The organism is Capnocytophaga sp. oral taxon 903, from assembly GCF_013394785.1.
In the GTDB taxonomy this organism is placed as follows: Bacteria; Bacteroidota; Bacteroidia; order Flavobacteriales; family Flavobacteriaceae; genus Capnocytophaga; species Capnocytophaga ochracea.
In genome coordinates this window covers 2,234,227-2,254,782 of the sequence record NZ_JABXYW010000002.1, presented here as the reverse complement: position 1 = coordinate 2,254,782, position 20,556 = coordinate 2,234,227, and the positions used below count along the sequence as shown (strand labels likewise).

The 20,556-nt window shown below is 37.2% G+C and carries 22 protein-coding genes and 1 pseudogene; 6 read left to right on the top strand and 17 right to left on the bottom strand.

All coding sequences use genetic code 11. From position 1 onward, the window contains the following. Window position 1: 1 nt before the first annotated feature. From truB to HW279_RS09380, 8 genes and pseudogenes are all read right to left on the bottom strand, one after another. Window positions 2-1,678: a tRNA pseudouridine(55) synthase TruB gene (gene truB, locus HW279_RS09410; RefSeq protein ID WP_178958781.1), complete on the bottom strand. Its 1,677-nt coding sequence runs from the start codon at window positions 1,676-1,678 to the stop codon at window positions 2-4. Window positions 1,679-1,683: 5 nt separating this feature from the next. Next, a complete protein-coding gene (locus tag HW279_RS09405; protein WP_178958780.1) occupies window positions 1,684-2,334 on the bottom strand; it encodes an epoxyqueuosine reductase QueH in 651 nt (216 codons plus the stop codon). Between the two features lie 55 nt (window positions 2,335-2,389). Continuing rightward, a complete protein-coding gene (locus HW279_RS09400; protein ID WP_002672071.1) occupies window positions 2,390-2,836 on the bottom strand; it encodes a GNAT family N-acetyltransferase in 447 nt (148 codons plus the stop codon). A gap of 146 nt (window positions 2,837-2,982) precedes the next feature. Next, window positions 2,983-3,800: pseudogene (gene pyrF, locus HW279_RS09395) on the bottom strand (orotidine-5'-phosphate decarboxylase). Further along, window positions 3,790-4,029 carry a hypothetical protein gene (locus HW279_RS09390; RefSeq protein ID WP_178958779.1) on the bottom strand — a complete coding sequence of 80 codons (240 nt, stop codon included), beginning with the start codon at window positions 4,027-4,029 and terminating at the stop codon, window positions 3,790-3,792. The pseudogene pyrF and the gene HW279_RS09390 overlap by 11 nt, the downstream one beginning before the upstream one ends. After that, window positions 4,026-4,715, bottom strand: coding sequence for an SIR2 family NAD-dependent protein deacylase (locus HW279_RS09385; protein WP_009419710.1), 690 nt, complete (start codon window positions 4,713-4,715; stop codon window positions 4,026-4,028). Before HW279_RS09385 ends, HW279_RS09390 begins: the two co-directional genes overlap by 4 nt. Before the next feature lie 169 nt (window positions 4,716-4,884). Then, window positions 4,885-5,007 (bottom strand): hypothetical protein, encoded by a 123-nt coding sequence (locus HW279_RS11200; RefSeq protein WP_255495813.1) that lies wholly within the window; start codon window positions 5,005-5,007, stop codon window positions 4,885-4,887. A 105-nt stretch (window positions 5,008-5,112) separates the two neighbouring features. After that, window positions 5,113-5,403: an HU family DNA-binding protein gene (locus tag HW279_RS09380; RefSeq protein ID WP_255346883.1), complete on the bottom strand. Its 291-nt coding sequence runs from the start codon at window positions 5,401-5,403 to the stop codon at window positions 5,113-5,115. A 186-nt stretch (window positions 5,404-5,589) separates the two neighbouring features. On the opposite strand from HW279_RS09380, the gene HW279_RS09375 reads away from it, so the two are divergent. Both HW279_RS09375 and yajC read left to right on the top strand, forming a co-directional pair. After that, a complete protein-coding gene (locus tag HW279_RS09375; protein WP_178958778.1) occupies window positions 5,590-6,531 on the top strand; it encodes a transcription antitermination protein NusB in 942 nt (313 codons plus the stop codon). Between the two features lie 75 nt (window positions 6,532-6,606). Then, window positions 6,607-6,915 (top strand): preprotein translocase subunit YajC, encoded by a 309-nt coding sequence (gene yajC / locus HW279_RS09370; protein ID WP_002672058.1) that lies wholly within the window; start codon window positions 6,607-6,609, stop codon window positions 6,913-6,915. A gap of 77 nt (window positions 6,916-6,992) precedes the next feature. On the opposite strand, the gene HW279_RS09365 is transcribed toward yajC, so the two are convergent. Continuing rightward, a complete protein-coding gene (locus HW279_RS09365; RefSeq protein ID WP_009419714.1) occupies window positions 6,993-7,682 on the bottom strand; it encodes a PAS domain-containing protein in 690 nt (229 codons plus the stop codon). Window positions 7,683-8,053: 371 nt separating this feature from the next. Between HW279_RS09365 and HW279_RS09360 the strand changes: the two genes are divergently transcribed. Next, the gene (locus HW279_RS09360) at window positions 8,054-9,709 is read left to right on the top strand and encodes a ribonucleoside-diphosphate reductase subunit alpha (protein WP_178958777.1); all 1,656 of its coding nucleotides are present in this window, start codon (window positions 8,054-8,056) and stop codon (window positions 9,707-9,709) included. Between the two features lie 103 nt (window positions 9,710-9,812). On the opposite strand, the gene serC is transcribed toward HW279_RS09360, so the two are convergent. From serC to HW279_RS09345, 3 genes are all read right to left on the bottom strand, one after another. Further along, window positions 9,813-10,874, bottom strand: a complete 1,062-nt coding sequence (gene serC, locus HW279_RS09355; RefSeq protein ID WP_178958776.1) for a 3-phosphoserine/phosphohydroxythreonine transaminase — start codon at window positions 10,872-10,874, stop codon at window positions 9,813-9,815. Continuing rightward, entirely contained in the window at window positions 10,861-11,826 is a 966-nt protein-coding gene (locus HW279_RS09350) for a D-2-hydroxyacid dehydrogenase (RefSeq protein ID WP_178958775.1), read from the bottom strand. The genes serC and HW279_RS09350 overlap by 14 nt, the downstream gene beginning before the upstream one ends. A 164-nt stretch (window positions 11,827-11,990) precedes the next feature. Then, window positions 11,991-12,272: a GNAT family N-acetyltransferase gene (locus HW279_RS09345; protein WP_002672042.1), complete on the bottom strand. Its 282-nt coding sequence runs from the start codon at window positions 12,270-12,272 to the stop codon at window positions 11,991-11,993. Window positions 12,273-12,481: 209 nt separating this feature from the next. Here HW279_RS09345 and HW279_RS09340 point away from each other — a divergent pair, with 209 nt between their 5' ends. After that, complete coding sequence (locus tag HW279_RS09340; RefSeq protein WP_178958774.1) at window positions 12,482-13,150, top strand: alpha/beta fold hydrolase; 669 nt, start codon at window positions 12,482-12,484, stop codon at window positions 13,148-13,150. Window positions 13,151-13,266: 116 nt separating this feature from the next. Here the strand turns inward: HW279_RS09340 and HW279_RS09335 are convergent, their stop codons facing one another. Next, window positions 13,267-13,434, bottom strand: coding sequence for a hypothetical protein (locus HW279_RS09335; protein WP_178958773.1), 168 nt, complete (start codon window positions 13,432-13,434; stop codon window positions 13,267-13,269). Window positions 13,435-13,551: 117 nt separating this feature from the next. On the opposite strand from HW279_RS09335, the gene hemN reads away from it, so the two are divergent. Together hemN and mscL are read left to right on the top strand one after the other, a co-directional pair. Continuing rightward, window positions 13,552-14,916, top strand: a complete 1,365-nt coding sequence (gene hemN, locus HW279_RS09330) for an oxygen-independent coproporphyrinogen III oxidase (RefSeq protein WP_178958772.1) — start codon at window positions 13,552-13,554, stop codon at window positions 14,914-14,916. Window positions 14,917-15,074: 158 nt separating this feature from the next. Further along, window positions 15,075-15,458: a large conductance mechanosensitive channel protein MscL gene (gene mscL, locus HW279_RS09325; protein WP_009417159.1), complete on the top strand. Its 384-nt coding sequence runs from the start codon at window positions 15,075-15,077 to the stop codon at window positions 15,456-15,458. 96 nt (window positions 15,459-15,554) lie between these two features. Here the strand turns inward: mscL and HW279_RS09320 are convergent, their stop codons facing one another. From HW279_RS09320 to pckA, 4 genes are all read right to left on the bottom strand, one after another. After that, window positions 15,555-16,454, bottom strand: a complete 900-nt coding sequence (locus HW279_RS09320; RefSeq protein WP_178958771.1) for a NifU family protein — start codon at window positions 16,452-16,454, stop codon at window positions 15,555-15,557. Between the two features lie 26 nt (window positions 16,455-16,480). Further along, window positions 16,481-17,116, bottom strand: a complete 636-nt coding sequence (locus tag HW279_RS09315; protein ID WP_178958770.1) for a viroplasmin family protein — start codon at window positions 17,114-17,116, stop codon at window positions 16,481-16,483. Between the two features lie 88 nt (window positions 17,117-17,204). Then, entirely contained in the window at window positions 17,205-18,278 is a 1,074-nt protein-coding gene (gene prfA, locus HW279_RS09310) for a peptide chain release factor 1 (protein ID WP_178958769.1), read from the bottom strand. A gap of 113 nt (window positions 18,279-18,391) precedes the next feature. Further along, complete coding sequence (gene pckA / locus HW279_RS09305; protein WP_178958768.1) at window positions 18,392-19,975, bottom strand: phosphoenolpyruvate carboxykinase (ATP); 1,584 nt, start codon at window positions 19,973-19,975, stop codon at window positions 18,392-18,394. Window positions 19,976-20,556 lie beyond the last annotated feature (581 nt).

Here is a 20,556-nt window from a genome sequence, read left to right as displayed (position 1 = left end):
TCTATCGTTTACTTTGAAAAATATAAGTAATAGTTCCTGTTTGCTCTTTTTTGCCTGTTACAGCATTAAATCTGGCTCTGCTAGCATATAGTAATGAGTTTTCTATAAGACAATCATCATTGGTAGTTGAATTCATTTTGTCAAGAGCTGTTCTAATAACTCTTCCTGCTTCATCAACTGTAATAATAATCACTACTTGCCCTTCTTTTTCACAAGTAAATACAGGGTTAGGTATATTTCCTGTCCTGCCAGATAAGGCATATTTTACTAAAGTATTCTTATTTACTTTATTATCAGATGAAATTTTAGTTGTTTTTTGAAGAGTATTATCGTCCGATATTACTAAGTTAGACGACATTTTATTATTACTCACCAATTCTTCTTTAGCACTTTCCATCTCTTGAGAAGCACGCTCTGCCATTATTTCGTCTAAAGTTTTAAAATTCTCAGTATGACGTAAGTCAGCATCGGCTTGATTATAAGCATTAGTAGTCAGTTTCGCATTCATAGCTTGAGAAAGATCAGGTGCTTCAGTTTGTTCCTCTAATTTTGGAGGTTCATAAGGTAAATCATCTGGAGTGAGTGCCATTTCAATCATTATTTCTTTCTCTCTACTGCTAAGTTGTATCACCATAAGGGTTACTATCGTACCGAAAAGTATCAGTAAAGTAAGCATAATTGCCTTATCAGTATTTGAAAACATCGATAGAAAGTAGCGAAACTCATATTTGATTCCTGAGGTCTTTTTTTTCTTTTTTCGAGGAAAAATGGCTTCTATATTAAGGTCGGAAGTGTGTTGTTGTTTTTGTTGTTTATTAAGGCGTTCTCGCTCTCGCTCTTCATACACTTCATTAATAGACTTTTTCCTATTGTTTTGTGTGTTCAAAGTAGATTCTTTTCGAGCGAAATGGTCATTAAGAGTTGTTTTATTCTTATCGATAAATCGCTCGAATACAGTAGTGAGAATAATAGGTTTTGTTTGCATTTTTGGAATATGTATGTTTATAAATTCATCAGGCGTTAAGGCATCATTTACCGAGAAATCACCTATCTTAGTGCGTCGCAATACAGATAGATAGCCACCAGACCCTAAGGCTTTACCAAAGTCGTTTGCCAAGGAGCGTATGTAGGTGCCTTTGCTACATATCACCTCAAAGTACAATTTAGGAAACTGACTTGCATCTATATTGAAACTGTAAATATAGATAGTGCGCTGAGGAACTTCTATTTCTTTCCCGTCGCGGGCAAATTCGTAGAGCCGTTTGCCTTCTTTCTTGATAGCCGAAAATACAGGAGGCGTTTGCGTGAGCTCCCCTATAAACTGCATTCGCACTTGTTCTATCAGTTCAGGAGTGATATGGTCAGTAGGGTAGTGGGCATCTATTTCAGTTTCCTTATCGTAGGAAGGAGTCGTAGCCCCTACGGTGATAGTACCTGTATAAGTTTTTACAGCGTCTTGTATTTCGGTAATCTTCTTAGTAAATTTGCCCGTACAAATCACCAATAAACCAGAGGCAAGCGGGTCTAATGTTCCTGCGTGCCCTATCTTTATCTTCTTGAGCTTATAGTGTTTGAGTATTGCCCATTTGATTTTGTTCACTGCTTGAAACGACGACCATTGCAAGGGCTTATCGATAAGTAAGATTCGACCTTCTGTAAGTTCTTCTGGAGTTATCATACTATTCACTTTTCTCTTCCGTAGTATTTTTCCCCTATTCGTATTTTCTCTCTTCCGTTGGCTACTCGCCATTTGTTAGCATCGCGCAACGAGAAAGCACAACCGCAGTACTCTTGTTGGTAGAACTTCTCGTTTTTGCAGATTTCCATATTGCAGGCAGCACCTCCGTTTTTGCGCCAATTGTAGTCCCAATAGGTAAGTCCCTCGTACTTATTGGCAGCATTTTTACCTGCTTCATTCACTTGGTTGAGGTCTTTCCAACGAGAGATGCCCAGTGAGGTTGCAATGGTATCAAAGCCGTTTTCGTAAGCATATAAAGCCGTACGCTCCATACGCATATCAAAGCACATTGCGCAACGGCTACCGCGTTCGGGTTCAAATTCCATACCTTTAGCACGCGTATACCAGTTATCGGTGTCGTATTCGGCATCTACAATAGGTACGCCACACTTTTTGGCAAAGCGTATATTTTCCTCTTTGCGAATTTCGTATTCTTTTTGAGGGTGAATATTAGGGTTGTAAAAAAATATAGTAAACTCTATCCCCGATGCCTGAATAGATAGTATAATAGAGCCCGAGCAAGGCGCACAACAAGTGTGCAACAAGAGCTTTTTGCCATTGTTGGGTAATACGAGATTCTTGTGAACTAATTCCATAGTATTTTTATTGTTTCCTTATCAGAGGGCAAAAATACAAAGAAATAGTAATATATCAAGATTCTGGTGGATACATTTGTTTGAGAGCATTCACATATACCTCTGCACCTTTACGTTTAAAGCCTTCATTTTCATAGAGCTTAATAGCTGCTTCGTTAGTAGGTGAGGTAAAGAGCAATATTTCTCCCAAGCCCAATTCTTTGCCTTTGGCGATAAGAAGTTGAATGAGCTGAGTGCCTATTTTTTTACCACGTGCCATCTCGTCTACCACCACATCTTCTATCCAACCTTTATAGCCCGAAATCACTCTGTAGATAGCCATAGAAGCCATTCCGTGTAGGCGACCGTCTTCTATATAACCTACTACATAAGGTGCTTTAGTTTTGTCTTGAAAAAGGTCAGATAGTCGTTGTTGGTAGCGCCTGCTCAACAGTGAAAAAAGTCTGTGAGCGTCATCTTCAATGGTTGGTGTAATGTTGCTTTTATTTAAAAATGTAATCATATTATTTAGTTGTTAGTCATTAGTTTACTAGTTTTTAATCACCATATTCTGCCAAAGTTTTAAACTTGTACAAAGTTGATATACCTATTACTTCTCACACTTGTCATTTCTCTTGTTCCTTTTCATTACTACTCATTTACCACTTATCATTTACCATTAAGCATTAATTTCATCTTCTGTTGTAATTCCTCAGCTTTTTCACTTGCTACTTTGGCAAAGTCTTCGCCCTTAGAAGCGAAAATAATGCCTCTTGACGAGTTGATAAGCAGTCCGTAGTGGTCGTTCAAACCATACTTACATACCTCTTCCAAGCTACCTCCCTGAGCACCTACTCCTGGTACTAACAAGAAATGTTCAGGTATTATTTTGCGTATTTCCTTTAAGTATTCCGCCTTGGTTGCGCCTACTACGTATATCAGGTTTTGGCTGTTTTGCCAAGTGAGTGAGGTACGTAATACCCTTTTGTACAGCTCTTCATCGTTGAGTTTTTGCGTTTGGAAGTCGAAAGCCCCTTCATTAGAAGTTAGTGCTAAGAGAATGGTGTGTTTGTTCTCAAAAGCTAAAAAAGGCTCTACTGAATCCCTTCCCATATAGGGGGCTACTGTCACGCTATCGAATTGCATATCTTCAAAAAAGCTTTGGCATACATATTTGAAGTGTTGCCTATATCCCCGCGTTTGGCATCGGCAATAGTGAAAATCTCAGGGTGGTGACGGTTTAGGTAGTCAATCGTCTTTTTTAAGGCGCGCCAACCTTTTTCGCCGTATGCTTCGTAGAAAGCTGTATTGGGTTTGTAGGCTATCGCAAATGGGTGAGTAGCCTCTATAATCTCTTTGTTGAACGCAAAGAGCGGGTCTTCCTCTTCAAGCAAGTGAGGAGGAATTTTAGTCATATCGGTATCCAAGCCCACACATAACAGCGATTGTTTAGCTTCGATTTGCTGTATGAGTTGCTTAGTATTCATTTTCTTCTATACGGGCGATTTCTCGTTCGTAGAAAGCGATAGCTTCTTCTATAAGGTTCTCGCTTTCAGCCTCTAACTCTTTGGTGTCTTCTTCGTCGAACTCTTCCAGCCATTCTACTTCGTCGTTGTCTAAGTTCAGCACGAAGCGCGGATACTCTAAATGCACCACGAACATAGCATCGGGCATATCGGTGTTGTCACCTAAAATAAATTTTGGGAAGTTACTCATTTCAATTCTTTTATTAGTTCAATAGCTTTAGCTACCCCTGTTGAAGCAACGTCTTTAATTACAGTGATTTTATCTTTACTACTGATGCTTGGACGTGGGTCTATATAATATATAGGTGTATCTTTCTTGGCACAGTTCATCAATCCAGCAGCGGGATACACTTGTAATGAAGTACCTACAATAACCACTATATCGGCAGTTTCTACCTCTTCGGCAGCCTTTACAATCATTGGTACATCTTCGCCAAACCACACGATGTGAGGTCGTAATTGTGCTCCACTGGGGCTCAGGTCGCCCACTTTGATGTCGTCAGTACAGTCGTAGAGCGTATAGGGGTCATCTACTCCCCGCATTTTTAGCAGTTCGCCGTGTAAGTGAATAATGTGATGGCTACCCGCACGTTCGTGCAAGTCATCTACATTTTGAGTGATAATTACCACGTCGTACTCTTTTTCCAACTCGGCTAATAATAGGTGAGCTGGGTTAGGTTGCACATTTTTCACCTGTTTGCGCAAACCGTTGTAGAAGTTCAATACAAGTTCAGGGTCTTTCTCAAAGCCATAAGGTGTTGCCACTTGTTCTATATCGTGACCTTCCCACAAACCATCGGCATCTCGGAAAGTTTTTACACCACTTTCAGCGCTAATCCCTGCCCCCGTGAGGACTACTATTTTCTTCTTTTTCATATTGGTAATGTTAGTTATAGTCTTGTCAGAGAATTAATTTGCGCTTTCGTGCGCTTTGCACCTTGCCAAAGTTTTAAATTGCCCGTCGTGCTACGACTTGCCTGTTGTGCTACGACTTTTAGCAAAGTAAAAGTCTACCAATTCCCTTCTTTTTATCTCTACTTTAGCATCAACTTAACTTCACTTTTTCTTCATTCATTGTTCGTTCATTGTTCGTCTTTTGTTCGTCTTTTGTTCGTCTTTTGTTCGTCTTTCCTATAAGCTTTCTATAAGCTTCTCCCAAATTAACCATTAATCATTAACCATTAATCATTAAATAAGGTTTCTATGCTAATTAATTCATCTACTAATAAATAAAAAAAGTCCCTTTCAACTGAAAGGGACTTTTTTACTGCAATTACTTTTTGTTTACTGCTTCAGATAATTCAGCCCCTGCTTTGAATTTTACAACTTTCTTAGCAGGTACTTTAATTACTGCACCAGTACGAGGGTTGCGAGCCTCTCTGGCTTCTTTTTTAGCAACTGACCAAGAACCGAATCCTACGACAGCTACTTTGTCACCTTTTTTTAGAGCCTTTTCAACACTTGAAAAGAACGCTTCAACAGCTTTTTTAGAGTCGGTTTTTGTAAGTCCAGACCCTGCTGCAATTGCATCAATTAATTCTGATTTGTTCATATGATAACTTATAAATACAGTTAATAAGGACAAAGGTAGTAATATATTTCATCATAGCAAGTATAAAACAAGAAAAAATGCGATTTTTAGTAAAAAATTAACATTTTAGGTGCTTTTTTAGCGCTTTTTTTTGGCTTGTTAAACCTTTTTTTCTACTTTTGCACTCTCAAAATAAAGTTAAGAAAGTTCTTACAAATTATGCTTACAAGACGACATATTAGGGCAAAAGTAATGCAATCAATTTATGCAATGCGTCAGAGCCAAAGTCAGGATTTAGACAAAGAATTGAAGTTCTTGCAAAACAGTGCTGATGAAATGCGACACCTATATTTATTAATATTATCACTTTTCATTGAACTGCATTCTTTGGCAACTCATCAACACAAAGTAGCTCAGAAAAAATATTTGGCTACTACTGAAGAGAGAACAGTACATCAAAAATTCTCTGAAAACCTTTTGCTCTTAGCCATCGTTCATAATACATTATTACAAGAAGCCATTGCTGATGCACGTATAAATCATTGGGAAATACACGAAGAGTATGTGCGTACTATATATAAAAACATTATAGAAAGTGAGTTTTATAAGAAATACAGCAAACAAAAGAGCAGTTTTGAAGCTGATAAATCTTTTTTAATAACTATTTTTGAAGAAATTATAGCTCCCGATGAGACAATATATGAATATATTGAAGATTATAATCTCACTTGGGTAGATGATTATCCCATTGTAAATACCTATATAAGTAGGTTATTTAGAGAAGTGCTCCCTACCTCACCTGATAAATATTTTGTTCCTTCACTTTATAAAGATGAAGAAGAAAAAGATTTTCTTACAGGGTTACTAAAAAAAGCAGTGCTCAATGATAGTAAGTGGGAGAATGAAATTATTAGTAGAATGACGGGTTGGGAGAAAGATCGTGTGGCTGTAATAGATAGTATATTGTTAAAAATGGCTGTTTGTGAAATGCTTAGTTTTCCTAGTATTCCAGTGAAAGTAACACTTAATGAATATTTAGAACTTGCCAAGGAATATTCTACTACTAAAAGTAGTGCGTTTATTAATGGTGTAATGAAAAATGTACATAAAGAACTCGAAGAAAAACAACAAATAAAAAAGATAGGAAGAGGACTTTTATAATTGAAAGTCAAAAGCTAAAAGTTTCTAATTACAATTTTCTAAAATAACTAAAAACTAATAATTAAATTAATAAATATGCAACAATTGATGAACAGTGGTTTACTACCTCTTATATTGATAATCCTAGTATTCTACTTTTTTATGATTCGTCCGCAAGTAAGACGACAAAAACAAGAAAAAAACTTTATTGAAGGAATGAAAAGAGGCGATAAAGTAATTACTAAAAGTGGTATGCACGGACGCATTGTAGAACTTACTGATGATACTTGTGTCTTAGAAACACTTTCAGGAAAAATTAAATTTGAACGTTCTGCTATTTCTATGGAACTGTCAGCTAAATTAAAAGACGATAAGAAAGAAATTCAAGACAAGAAAGAATCGTAGTCATAGAAAGAACCAAAAATGAGAGCGTATCTATTGCAATAGATACGCTCTCATTTTATTGTGATATTTGTAAAATTCTAATTCGTAGAAAATAATTTTGCAAAGAAACTCTTGCGTTGCATCATAGTTTCTTCTTCGTGATGTTCTTCACTAAATATATCATCAGAAATTTCATAGTCTCCAATGTTAGTATCAGTGTGAGGCATATTAGGGATAGGATCAAAGTGAATTTCTCGCTTGCTTTCGTCCATAATATCCATAATATATTCAATATATGATTTGCCTTGTTTTTCTAAAAAGCCCTTAAAATAACGATTACTGAGCTCCATATCTCCTATTTTTTCAAGTTTAAGGAGCGTTTGATATAAAGGCTCAATATGCTCTGTAATTACATACTTAGGTACTGAATGCTGACGTGCCATAATAGTAACAACATCCCCAATAATATTCCTGCCTACTTCAAAATCGGTAATTACCCAATAATACTTACCCGATTTAGCTAAGTTTTTAATAATAGCGTGAAAGTTCCTCCCCGCCAAAATATTATCCCAAGTAATCTTAAATATGATTTTAGGCATATCGGGGTGACGAATGATGCTATGTGGTTTTCCTAATAATTCAACCGCAGGATAACCACAAACGTCTATAAATGTTTGATTTACGTCAGTAATAGCACCCAACTTATCAGTAGTACTGATAATAGTTTTTGTTTTATCCCACACTACTTCTTCATCAATAGGTATAGGTCTAGTAATTAGTTCTGACATAAGATTTCCTTTTATACTTAACGCTACAAAAGTACAAAAGTTATCTGAAAGAACAAAATATTTTAGATAAAATCGTATTACTATTTTGTTTTAAATATAACAATTCTTTTTAACACGTTGATTTGTAGTAATTAACAGCTATATTTCTACTCTTCTATATCTTCTTATTTTTAATAGTTTTTGCTTTCCCATACATTTAATTTTTATTATTTTAGCTATTCAAGTAATATAAAAGTATAACTGTATGTTAAAAAATTATCCTAAGAGGCTGATTTTGCTATATTGTTAAAAACTTTGTTAATAACTTATTTTGGATAGAGGGTGAAATTAGAATATAAAGCTGTTACTTTGCACCCCGAAAATAAAAAGTTATGAACGAAGAAAAAGACATTTGGTGGCTCAATGAAGAGTCTGAACAAATCCTCAATAGAGGCTATTTACTAAAAGGAGAAAGCGTAGAAGGTGCAATAGACCGCATTACAAGTGCTGCTGCACATAGGCTTTATAAACCCGAATTACAGCCCGCTTTCAAAGAAATGATTACTAAGGGGTGGATTAGTTTCTCATCTCCTATTTGGGCAAATATGGGTACTGAAAGAGGTTTGCCTATTTCTTGTTTCAATGTGCACGTACCTGATAGCATCGAGGGGATTACTCATAAACTTGGAGAGGTGATTATGCAAACCAAAATAGGGGGAGGTACTTCTGGTTATTTTGGCGAATTGCGTAGTCGCGGTTCTGCAGTTACCGATAATGGTAAATCAAGTGGGGCGGTTAGTTTTATGAAGTTGTTCGATTCAGCTATGGACGTTGTATCACAAGGAGGAGTAAGGCGCGGTGCTTTTGCTGCTTATTTAGATATAGACCATCCTGATGCCGAAGAGTTTCTACAAATTAAAGATGTAGAATTCCCTATTCAGAATCTTTTCTTTGGTATTTGTGTACCTGATTATTGGATGCAAGAAATGATAGATGGTGATGTAGAAAAACGTCGCCTATGGGCTCGTGTCTTGGAGTCTCGCCAGCAAAAAGGATTACCTTACATTATCTTTACGGATAATGCCAATCGTAATCGTCCTCAAGTGTATAAAGATAAGGATATGCTCATTCGTTCAAGTAACTTGTGCAGTGAGATTATGTTACCTTCTAGTGAAGATGAATCGTTTATTTGCTGTCTTTCTTCTATGAACTTAGAGCTCTTTGATGAGTGGAAAGATACCAAAGCGGTAAAGTTAGCGGTATTCTTTTTAGATGCGGTACTTTCAGAGTTTATAGAAAAAACAAAGGGTAATTACTATTTACAGGCAGCTCGCAATTTTGCTATTCGTCATCGTGCTTTAGGTTTGGGTGTATTAGGATATCATTCTTACTTGCAACGCAATATGATACCTTTTGAGAGCTTTGAGGCAACACAGTTCAATGCCCGTGCTTTTAGATACATTCGTGAAGAAGCTGATAAGGCAACTAAAGAGTTAGCTCATATTTACGGAGAACCAGAAATTTTAAAAGGATATGGTAGACGAAATACTACCACTATGGCAATCGCTCCTACCACTTCCAGTTCGGCTATTTTAGGACAGGTATCACCAGGTATCGAACCTTATTCGAGCAATTACTATAAAGTAGGGCTTTCTAAAGGGAACTTTATGCGCAAAAATAAGTATCTCACTCACCTTTTGGAGGAAAAAGGTCTTAATAATGAAGAAGTATGGCGTTCTATTCGTTTGAATAATGGCTCTGTACAACACTTGCAAGAGTTATCTCAATTAGAGAAGAATGTGTTTAAAACTTTTAAAGAGATTTCACCGATGGAAATTATATCACAAGCAGCACAGCGTCAAGCGTACATTGATCAAACGCAGAGTTTGAACTTAAATATCCCGTCAGCAATGCCTATTCGCGATGTGAATAAAGTGCTTATTGAGGCTTGGAAATTAGGAGTTAAAAGTTTGTACTATCAGCGCAGTCAATCAGTAGCAAAAGAAATGATGATGAATTTTGTAAACTGTAGTAGTTGTGAAGCTTAATACATTTGATTATAAAGCCTTAGAGATTAAATAACATATTGTATAATATAAAATAAGTCCGATATTTATATCGGACTTATTTTGTTTTCCATATTATTCTTCTTTACGCGGTGCGTTCAAATTCTTTAAGTACATCTACTAATACTTGTACACTTTCTAAAGGCAAGGCATTGTAGATAGAAGCGCGATAGCCTCCTATGATGCGGTGTCCTTTTATTCCACTGATATTGGCTTCTTTACACAAAGCATCAAAGCGTTCTTTGGAACTTTCATCGGTGAGGTTGAACACTACATTCATTAGGGAGCGGTCTTCTTTATTAGCATACCCTACTACTAATGGATTGCGGTCGATTTCTCCATAAAGCAAATCGGCTTTTGCTCGGTTGCGTTTGCCTAAGGCTTGTAATCCACCTTGTGCTTGTATCCATTCGAGTACTAAAAGGTTTACATATACTGCAAAAGTAGAAGGTGTATTGAACATACTATCGTTTTTAATATGCAACTGGTAGTCCATCATCGAAGGCAGTTTCCTACTTACCTTGCCCAATAAATCCTTCTTCACAATCACTAAGGTAGAACCTGAAGCTCCTAAATTCTTCTGTGAACCCGCATAAATCAAACTAAACTGCTTGTAGTCTAACGGACGTGAGAAAATATCAGAACTCATATCGGCTACCAAAGGGATGCTCGTTTGAGGTAAACTGTGGTACTCGGTACCGTAAATCGTATTATTGGTAGTGATGTGCAGATAATCGATATCAGTAGGAACAGTCACATTTTTTGGAATATACTTATATCCATCGGCTTTAGAAGAGGCTATCACTTCGGCATTGCCAAAGAGAGCAGCTTCCTTTTGTGCTTTGTTAGCCCAAGTACCTGTATCTATATAAGCAGCTTTGGTTTCGAGGAGGTTGTATGGCACCATCAAAAATTGCATACTAGCTCCTCCTTGCAAGAAGAGTGTAGTGTACGAATCGTCCAATCCAGCGATTTCCAATGCCAATGCACGAGCGCGTTCTATCACGCGTACAAACTCTGGACTGCGGTGTGATATTTCTATTACCGATAAGCCAGTCCCCTCAAAATCTAATAAGGCTTCAGAGGCTTTTTGGAATACCTCAGGTGCTAAGATAGAGGGGCCTGCGCTAAAATTATGCTTTTTCATTTTCCTTATGTTCTGTTTTATATTTTACGATAAAATCTTCTACTTGGCGTTTCAAGATACGCCACAACTTATCTTGTGCGTATTCGCTCGCCCAAGCCACGTGAGGAGTGTAAATCACACGAGGGTGGTTGGCTATTTTTAGTAGAGGGTCATTAGTCATTGGCGGTTCTTCTTCAAACACATCGGTAGCAAAGCCCATTATACGATTGCTTTCTATAGCTTCATATACCGCCTGAGGGTCTACTATAGCCCCACGAGCCATATTGATAATTAATGGTTTTTTACGCAATTTGGAGATGAAATCTTCATCTACTAAATGCTTAGTCTCAGGAGTAAGCGGACAGTTAAGCGAGATGATATCACTCTGTGCCAATACCTTGTCGAATTCAGTATATTCTTTACTACGTGGCGCTTTACCTTGGCGTTCAGCCCATAGCACTTTCATACCAAAGGCTTCAGCTACTTTACTAATAGCTTTCCCTATGTTGCCTACTCCTATAATCCCTAAGGTTTTGGTATGCAATTCAAACACCGGTGGCTCAGTAAGGCAAAAACGACCATCTTTTTCCCAAGTACCATCTTCTACACTTGTGTGATAGGTTTTTAGGGCACGCATAGCCGATAGTAACAACAAGAAGAAGTGTTCTGTAACACTTTCAGTAGAGTAACCCGCTACGTTTTTCACTTCTATACCCAAGGCTTTCGCAGCCTCTTTATCAATATTATCCATACCCGTAGCAGTAAGGTGAATGAGCTTAAGGTTAGGCAACTGCCTAAGGATACTCTCATCGAGTTTCACCTTGTTCACGATAGCTATATCAGCAGGTTTGAGACGTTGAACAATTTCATCGGGAGCTGTTTTTTGGAAGGCTACCCATTGGGCTATCCCTTTTGGGATATCTACATCTATGCGCTCAGAGAGCGTGTTGCGGTCTAAAAATACGGCTTTCATATAATATATTATTAATTCTTTTTTATCTACATAGTTAAGAGAGTAGGGGAGAGCCCTGCTCTTTTTGTTAGAGCGTATACTTTACATACTCTGCCCTCGCATACTTTATCTGTATATAATCAATGTAAAACGAAGTTTTTTAATTAACCGTTAATCATTAACTATTAAATCCTAATACCAGCAGGAAGTATGTCTTTACACTCCTTATTACGCTTAAAAAAAGCAATAGCTACAGGGCAAACGGGCACCACTCTATATTTTTTCTCAGCTACTAAGGCTATTACCCCCTTAAAGAATTCATCAATGAGCGCTTCGTCCGTCGTTTCAGGTAGCAATGTTTTGGTAAAGAATATCTTACGCTCCTGAATAGCGTATTCTACAAAGGCAAGTTCACCGTTGATTTTGGCTTGGTATTGACGTGAAAATTCGCTGTCTATTACTTCCATTGTACTATGTTTTTAATTAGTAATATTCGTTATTTGACAAAAATGTTGTACTTTTGCTTCTGTCTAGATAAGAGATAAGAAGTAAGAAATGAGCATTATACCTCATTCACATACCTAACTATCGTTAGTTTTTACTTTTTACCTATAACCTGTTACTCATTTAAAATTTGGTGCAAAGTTACTTATTTTTCGTAAAAAAGCAATATCAAATGAATATAAAAGATAATCTTTCTATTTATTTAATGCCTGGAATGGCTGCCAGCCCTAAGATTTTCGAGCGTTTGCAATTCCCCAACAATTTCCGTGTGCACTTACTCGACTGGATTACTCCCGAAAAAGAAGAAAGTCTAGCTCACTATGCAGGACGTATTGCAGTAGCAATTACCGAGCCTTCTTCTGTGCTCTTAGGAGTGTCCTTTGGAGGAATTATTGTACAAGAGATAGCTAAGCAACTGAACGATTATCGAAAAATAGTCCTCATTTCCAGCGTAAAAACACAGTACGAACTACCTAAGAAAATGCTCTTGGCACGCTATACAAACCTGCATAAGCTATTGCCCACTCGTACTATCAGCGATTTGGAGTTTTGGAAAAGATTTTCTTTTTCTGAACTGATGACCAAACGAATAGCTCTATACGAGAAATATATAGGAATGCGCTCCCCTGCCTATCTCGATTGGTCAATAGACCGCATAGTGAATTGGCAACAAAAAGAACCTTTACCCCACACAGTTCACATTCACGGAGATAAAGACCCTGTTTTTCCTATTCAGTACATAAGAAATGCTATTGTAGTAAAAAATGGTACTCATATTATGATTATCAATCGGTATAAATGGTTCAATGAAAACCTTTTAAATATATTGCAGTCAAGTTAGAAAAGTACAAGATTAAAAGAGTCTTGTTGTTTTTTCTGCAAACGAATCTAAACATAGATGTCTAATATTCAATATTCAAATAACTTTCCTTTGCCTTAGGTTCGTTATTCCTTCGTTCATCGTTCGTCTTTTGTTCGTTGTAGAGCCACTGTAGAGCCACTGTAGAGCCACTGTAGAGCCACTGTAGAGCCACTGTAGAGCCACTGTAGAGCCACTGTAGAGCCACTGTAGAACCTCTTGTTGTTCGTCTTATAATTATTTATCTGTATAGCTTGTTTCGTCATTCGTCCCTCGTCATTAGTTTGATATTATTGGCATTACGGTATTAGCGAATCTATATTTTTTTCTTTTCTCTTTTCACTTTCCACTTTTTTTATACCTTTGCCCCGTTTTTACAGAAAATGGCAATATCTCTCATTCAAAAATACAATGTAGCTGGACCTCGCTATACTAGCTATCCTACTGTTCCCTATTGGGATAGTAGTACTTTTTCTACTGAAAAATGGTTAGAGAGCTTACGAAAATCCTATGCTGAGAGCAATAGTACCGAAGGGATTAGCCTATACATTCATTTGCCTTTCTGTGAGAGTCTTTGTACTTTCTGTGGTTGTCATAAACGCATTACTAAGCGTCACGAAATGGAAGCCCCTTATATAGAGGCAATACTTAAAGAATGGCAGTTATACATTGATTTTTTGGAAGAACGCCCTCGTATTAAGGAAATACACTTGGGGGGAGGTACGCCTACCTTTTTTGAACCTTTGCAGTTGCGCCGTTTGATAGAAGGTATTTTTGAACGTGCTGATAAAGCTGATGCTCACGAATTTAGTTTTGAAGGTCATCCTAATAATACCACTAAAACTCACCTACAAACGCTTTACGACTTAGGTTTTAGGCGCGTGAGTTATGGCGTACAAGATTATTCGACTAAGGTACAAAAAGCCATTCACCGCATTCAACCTTTTGAGAATGTACAGCGTGTTACCCAGCAAGCCAGAGCTATCGGCTATACCTCTGTAAGCCACGATTTGGTTTTTGGTTTGCCGTTTCAAACTTTAGACGATGTACTCTTCACCATTGATAGGAGTAACTCTCTTCGTCCCGACCGTATCGCTTTTTATAGCTATGCTCACGTACCTTGGATAAAAGGCAGTGGACAACGCGGTTTTAAAGATGAAGATGTGCCCACAGGCGAAGTAAAGCGAGAGTTGTATGAAGTAGGAAAACAATACTTATTGAAAGCAGGATATGCCGAAATAGGAATGGATCACTTTGCTTTACCTACTGATAGTATGTATAAGGCTTTCAAAAATCATCAATTGCATCGCAACTTTATGGGCTATACAGCCTCTAAAACGCAAGTGATGATAGGCTTAGGAATGTCTTCTATCAGCGATAGTTGGTACGGTTTTGCCCAAAACGAGAAAGATTTAGATGCTTATTATGCACGTCTTGACAAGAATGAAATACCCGTGTGTAAAGGGCATATTCTCAATAAAGAAGATTTAATTATTAGGCGTCATATCCTCAACTTGATGTGTCAGTTTACTACTTCTTGGAACGACGAATCTCTTCAGTTTCCTGAAATAACAGAAGTAATAGCACATCTTCAAGAGATGCAAAACGATGGTTTACTGCATATAGCAGGCAATCATATAGAAGTCCCCGATGAGGGAAAACCTTTTATTAGAAATATCTGTATGGCTTTCGATTTGCACTTACAACGCAAAATGCCTAATACCAAAATATTTAGTATGACTGTGTAAAGTTATACTTAACCATCATAGTGATTGAGTTTTTTAGTTAGTGATGAAAAGGGACAGTTGTGAAATTCGTCCCTTTTCTTTTTGTATTTCCGAAAAAAGTATTATTTTTGCCCCGAATTAAGTAACAAATTATTTTTATAAACTTAAAATGAATCATTATGGGATTTTTAAAAGAATTTAAAGAATTTGCTGTAAAAGGTAACGTAGTCGATTTAGCCATCGGGGTTATCATTGGGGCAGCTTTTGGTGCTATTGTATCATCATTAGTGTCTGATGTTATTACCCCTTTGTTATTAACACCTGCTTTGAAAGCTACGGGTGCTGAACACTTAGAAGGTTTGGTATGGAATGGAGTAGCTTATGGTAAGTTTCTTGCCGCTGTAATTAACTTCTTCTGTATTGCACTTGTATTGTTTATGCTTCTAAAAGGTATCAACAAGCTAAACAAACAGAAAAAAGAAGAAGAGGCTCCTGCTACACCAGCTGGTCCTACTCAAGAAGAGTTACTTACTGAGATTAGAGATTTATTGAAAAATAAATAAGAAGAATTTCGTGTAACCGCAACACTACACATTTCAACAATTGTTTAACTAAACCACGCTATATAAGGCGTGGTTTTCTATTTCAGAAGAATTATCTTATCCGTTAAGAGCGTTTACATTAATATAAGGGTTTTGTAGCTTATCTTTCAAAATGACTTCAATTCCCTTTTTTAAGGTTAGGGTAGAGGAGGGGCAACCACTACAAGCTCCTTGCAGTATTACCTCTACGTAATGCGTTTCTGGATTGTATGAAATAAACTGAATATTTCCTCCATCAGAGGCTACAGCAGGTTTTACAAACTCATCTATAATAGCTACAATTTGTTTTGATACCTCATCAGTAGTAACCATAGAGAGTAGTCGTTCTTGTATTGCTTGCTGATGTTTTTTAATTTCAGAAGAAGAAATAAGCGTATGCCCTTCTGAAAGATAATTCTTAATGAATTCTCGTATATTAGGAGTAACCATTGCCCATTCTTTGTTATCTTTTTTAGTAACTGAAATATAGTTATCATCAAAAAATACCTCCTCAATAAAAGGAAACTGAGTGAAAAGAGCTTTAGCCATAGGAGCCTCATCAGTCTCCTTTATATGCTTATATTCTATAATAGTAGGAACAAGACGTTTATTGGCTACAAACTTCATTACCGAAGGATTAGGTGTTGTTTCAGTATATACGGAAATAACCTTCTTTTGTTCACCCTCAGTGCTTACAATTTCTCTCCCTGACTGTAAATAAAGCAATACTTGCTGTGCCACTTCTTCTTGTACGTCTTTCCATTCTATAATTGGAAATCGTTTTAACGCAATAAAATTACTCGAGATATATACTGTCTTTACAAAAGGAAGGTAAAACAGCTCTTTTGCTAAGGGTGAGTTTTTAGCTTCATCAATATTTTTATACTCGTAACTACCTTTTACTAAGGCTTTATTTGCCTCCAATTTAATAATATCAGGACTGGAAGTAGGTTGTACAGATAGAGTAATATCAGTCATTTATTTTTTAGATTTAGGAAGAAAAGTTAAGAGTCTTTTCTACCAAAGTCCGCAGGATTTTCGCCCCACGCTTTGGTTTCCCATTTGAGAATACGATTAGGATAAGTATTTTCTTGTAGCCATTTTTCAGCACGAGTTATTAGTTCAAATATTTTTGCATTATCAGATGTCTTTCCAAGCTTAGTTTTACATACTTTTTGTTGTACCCAGCGCATTGCTATTTCACTATCAGAATAGATAGGCATTGTAAGATTGCGTTGTTTTAAGAAAGCCAAAGCGTGTACTATAGCCAAAAACTCCCCTATGTTATTGGTGCCATCTTTCATAGGCGTAAGCCTAAATATCTCGGCTTGTGTTTCAGTATCTACCCCCCGATATTCCATTATACCAGGGTTACCGCTACAAGCAGCATCTACCGCAATAGAAGGCAAAATAGGCTTCCCGATAAGTTTTAATGCGTCTGGTGAAAACTTAGGTTCTTCTATCTTTTTACCTTTGTACGTTTCATAATTCCCTGCATAGGCTTTTTGTGCCATTTCTTCGGTAGAAAAACTTTTGTATTTAGCGTTCGGAAAATTATTAACAGCCTTCTTACATTCAGCCCACGAGGTAAAGACCCCCGTTTGGTGTCCCTCCCATACTACATAATACTTCTTTGCCATCTCACAAAATAAATAGGATTGCCAAAAAGAATATAACAGCTACTATCGCTACAATAACAATATTGCTATTTTCTTTTTCAATAATAGTTTAAAAAACATCTCCTTCTTTTAGCTTCTCAGCATTTTCAGCCAATTGAAGTTCATCGATAAGGCGTTGTACATCACCATTGATAACATTTTGCAAATCATAAAGGGTAAGACCTATGCGGTGGTCGGTTACGCGTCCTTGCGGATAGTTATAAGTGCGTATTTTAGCTGAGCGGTCACCGCTGGAAACCATTGATTTCCTACGAGCAGAATCAGCTTCCATCTTCTTTGCTAGCTCCATTTCGTACAAACGTGAACGCAATACTTTAAGTGCCTTTTCAAGATTCTTGTGTTGCGATTTCTCATCTTGGCAACGTACCTCAATGCCTGTAGGAATATGTTGCAACTGAATAGCCGAATAGGTTGTATTCACCGACTGCCCTCCGGGTCCCGTAGAAGTAGTACGAATGATTTTCACATCAGCCATATCAAGTTCCACATCAAATTCTTCAGCTTCTGGCAATACAATTACAGTTGCTGCCGAAGTGTGTACACGCCCTTGTGTCTCTGTTTGAGGAACCCGTTGTACGCGATGTACGCCTGCTTCAAATTTTAAGGTACCATATACATTGTCTCCCGTTACTTCAAAGATAATCTCTTTATACCCGCCAGCAGTTCCTTCATTAAAGTCCATTACTGAGGTACTCCACCCTTTGGTTTGACAGTATTTGGTATACATACGGTATAGGTCGCCTGCAAAGATTGAAGCCTCATCACCACCTGTTCCTGCACGAATTTCCATTACGGCATTCTTAGCATCTTCGGGGTCTTTTGGGATGAGCATATACTTGATTTCTTCCTCTAACTGAGGCAAACGCTCTTTGCTTTCCTCTAATTGTAACTTTGCCATTTCCACCATTTCGGCATCACTGCCATCAGCAATAATTTCCTCAGCTTCTTGTAGGTTTCCAGTTACGTTTATATACTCATCGCGCTTATCCATCAACTCTTTGAGGTCTTTATATTCCTTGTTGAGCTGGATATAGCGCTTTTGGTCTGCAATAATATCAGGTTGAATGATTAAGTCCGAAACTTCGTCGAAACGTTGTTTTACGATATTTAATTTGTCGAGCATTTTTTATCTTTAAATTGTATTTGGGGTGCAAAAGTAGTAATAATATTAGTAAAAAACAAAAATAAAAGGCTGTTCTTAAATGAACAGCCTTTTGAATATGGTTATCTAAATAATTACAATTTAGGAGCTCCAGCAAGGACGTCAGCACTTGCACCTTCAGCGAATTTTTTGTCTTTGAAGTTTTGTACAAATGATTCAGCCAATTCTTTGAGTTTAGCACTGAACTGTGCTTTGTCACTCCAAGTATTTTCTGGGTTCAAGATGCTTTGGTCTGATACACCTTCACAAGATTGAGGTACTTTGAAGCCAAAGATAGGTAATTCTTTGTACTCAACGTTGTTAAGTTTGCCGGTAAGAGCCGCAGTGATAAGAGCACGAGTATCTTTCAAGCTACATCTTTTCATTTTTCCGTTGTAACCAGTGTTTACCAACCATACATTTACGCCAGTTTCTTTGATTTTCTCAGCCAAACGTTTTCCGTATTCAGCTGGGTGAAGTGGCATAAAGGCAGCACCGAAACAAGCAGAGAAAGTTTTTTGAGGGGTAGTGATACCTACCTCAGTACCGGCTACTTTTGAAGTATAACCAGAAACGAATTGGTAAGCAGCTTGTTCAGGAGTCAATTTAGAGATTGGAGGCAATACACCGTAAGCATCAAAAGTAAGGAAGAAGATGTTTTTAGGGTTATGACCTATAGAACCTGGTTGAATATTAGCGATATGATAAATAGGATAAGAAACACGAGTGTTTTCAGTGATATCAGTGCGAGAGAAATCAACTACACCTTTATCGTCCATAATTACGTTTTCAAGGATAGCACCTTTTTTGATAGCTGCAAAGATTTCAGGTTCTTTTTCAGCAGTAAGGTCTACTACTTTAGCATAGCAACCACCTTCAAAGTTAAATACTGTATTTTCAGGAGTCCAACCGTGTTCGTCGTCACCAATTAAATGACGGTTAGGGTCAGCTGAAAGAGTAGTTTTACCAGTACCTGATAAGCCGAAGAAGATAGCAGTATCACCACCTTTACCTACGTTAGCTGAACAGTGCATTGGCATAGTGTTGCGGAACACAGGCAATTCAAAGTTCATAGCTGAGAAGATACCTTTTTTAATTTCTCCGGTATAACCTGTACCACCAATCAAAGCAATTTTTTTGGTGAAGTTCAAGATAGCGAAGTTAGCTTGACGAGTACCATCTACAGCAGGGTCAGCTTCAAAACCAGGTGCATTTACTACCAACCAATCTTCTTTGAAAGAAGGAAGTTCGCTATCATCTATACGCAAGAACATATTGTAAGCGAAAAGGTTGCTCCAAGGAAGCTCAGTAATGGTACGAATGTTAGTACGGTATTTAGGATCTGCACAAACATAACCATCGTGAACGTAGATTTCTTTGTTAGATAAGTAAGCTACTACTTTTTCATATAGTTTGTCAAATTTTGCAGGTTCAAAAGGAATGTTAATACTTCCCCACCATACGCGATCTTTGGTGATATCATCTTTTACGATGAAACGGTCTTTAGGAGAACGCCCTGTAAATTTACCTGTTTTAATAGCAATAGCTCCTGAAGAAGCTTCAACGCCTAATTTTTTATCCAAAGTTTCTTGTTGTAGTTCGTCAGCAGTTAACTGATAACGAACATTAGCGTTCTTAATTCCGTATTTATCAACGGAAAGTGTTTTTGGTTTACTCATAATGTCTTAAATTTGATATTAATTTAACAATTCTTTTTTATCTAATAGCAATATAAAATTGCCTCAATTTTTGAGAGGTCTCTCAAAAACCGGTGCAAATGTACAAAATAATTTTGATACTAAAAAATATTTCTTAATGTTTTTTTGAAGTTATTTTCACAAGTATTTATAACACTCTATATACTCCTTATTTACCCGTATTTTCAGGCTTTAATAAAAGATTTTCAGGTTTTATAATAACACTCTAAATCATCTTATCTTTACTTTATTTCCATTTATCCTTCATTCATTCTTTATTTGTCCCTGCGGATCGCATCGTCATTTGTTCGTCATTTGTTCGTCTTTTCTCTATCTGCCCGTGTGGCTCGCACCGTCTTTTGTTCGTCTTTCCTGTAAGTTCTCTATATCTACATTATTTTATTCTCCCACCCCCATTTGCTAATTTGCTAATTAACTCATCTACTAATTTTATCTTCCCGTGTGGCTCGTACCTGCCTGTGTGGCTCACACCGTTTTCACTAAAAAAAAGTGTCTGAGAAATTATAACTAACTCTCAGACACTTTATTTAATCTAACTTACT